The organism is Legionella sp. (assembly GCF_965140895.1).
Lineage (GTDB): Bacteria > Pseudomonadota > Gammaproteobacteria > Legionellales > Legionellaceae > Legionella.
The window spans coordinates 1-1,561 of record NZ_CBCSKT010000112.1 but is presented as its reverse complement, the minus strand read 5'-3'; the positions used below and the strand labels follow the sequence as shown (position 1 = coordinate 1,561).

Sequence of the window (1,561 nt, the reverse complement as noted above, 5' to 3'; positions counted from 1 at the left end):
TAGCCCCTTATTCAAAATAAGGGGCTATTTGATCATAACTAACTATTCATTAAAAGATTTTGATGATCTCACCCTGACCATTATCCTGTTACATTTGAAAAATGTAACACTAAGTGATATAATTAATTAAAAAGGATCAAAGTGGATATTTATAAGATTAATGCGTTTTCTGAATGGGCTGATGAATATAAAGTATCCAATGATGTCCTTATTAAAGCTATTACAGAGATGAATAATGGGTTATTTGATGCTAATCTGGGTGGAAATGTATATAAAAAACGCATTCCTTTAGATAATAAAGGGAAAAGTGGTGGTGCCAGAACTATAATAGCTTTTAAATATAATGATAAAGCATTTTTTATATATAGTTTTGCTAAAAATAAGCAAGCTAATATTAATGAAAGAGAACTGAAGGCATTAAAAAAGTTAGCAAAACTCTATTTTTCTTTATGTGATAAAGAAATTGCCGATGCTCTTATTGCGGGTAACCTGATTAAGGTAGACGAATAATGAAAAAATCAATTTTAGATATTGTACACGGGACTGCCAAAGGACTTTATGATGCAGGTATCGTTGATCCCACAACAATGCATGAATTTGACGCTTTGTGCCTACCTCCCGTTAAGCTCTTTACAGCCCAGGAGATAAAAAGTTTGCGTTTAAAAGAACATGTAAGCCAAGTGGTCTTCGCAAAATATTTAAACACCTCTCCCTCCACAATCAGACAATGGGAGCAAGGAGAAAAGCATCCTAGAGGAACTTCTTTAAAGTTACTAAATTTAGTCGCCGAAAAGGGGTTATCTATCTTGGGCTGATATAAGGTATTTTTTTTCTGCGTGGATAATTAAATCCATAAGCTGATTTAAAGAAATGAGACAAGTGTTTAATAACGCAATTAAACCAACTTTTTGAGGGGAGCTTTTAGATCTAGATCTTCTATGAGCAACGCTATATGGAATTAACCCCTAATTGTTTTATCGCGTTGATGTATGCGTACTGAGTATTCTCAGCTAAGTTTCGAAGTTGCATAGCTTGGCGTAGTTGGGTCATTATTCGTTCCTTTATTGATTAGTTAAACGAGCAAAAATTATACATTCTTGATTTAATGAGTACCCAGTCTTTCCATAAAAACTTATTGATGAGTTATGGATTTATTCTGAGCTAATTAAAGAAAAACAATCTTTTAATTTAGTGCGATGTTGATTCGAGTTTGCTGCCGCGCAAGCGGCTTTGTTCAATTAAATCTATGCGATTAGATTTGTTCTTTATTAATTTATGCTTAAATTAAAACCCAAATTATACGATTAGATCTTTATAATTAATATTCTGTAATGTCATTGTTTTATAATGGATAATTATATTTTTTACGATTGAAAATGGCTAAATTTTAGGGAAGATAATTTTTTGATTTAGGTCTATTTGCTTAAATTAAGTGCTATTTGAGATGGCCTAATTCGCATTTGCCCCAATCCTGTAATTAAACCCAACTACACATGCTGTCTTCGCTTTACGGTTGCAAGCTCGACCTTCGGGACTACGCACTTTCGAGGCCACCTATGTG

The 1,561-nt window shown here is 33.1% G+C and carries 2 protein-coding genes; both read left to right on the top strand.

Annotated features, from left to right (window positions below):
* The first annotated feature begins 141 nt into the window (after positions 1-141).
* Positions 142-510, top strand: a complete 369-nt coding sequence (locus ACQY7T_RS11550; protein ID WP_428413571.1) for a type II toxin-antitoxin system RelE/ParE family toxin — start codon at positions 142-144, stop codon at positions 508-510.
* On the top strand, positions 510-815 hold the full coding sequence (locus tag ACQY7T_RS11545; RefSeq protein ID WP_428413569.1) for a helix-turn-helix domain-containing protein: 306 nt from the start codon (positions 510-512) through the stop codon (positions 813-815). The genes ACQY7T_RS11550 and ACQY7T_RS11545 overlap by 1 nt, the downstream gene beginning before the upstream one ends.
* Positions 816-1,561: the final 746 nt, after the last annotated feature.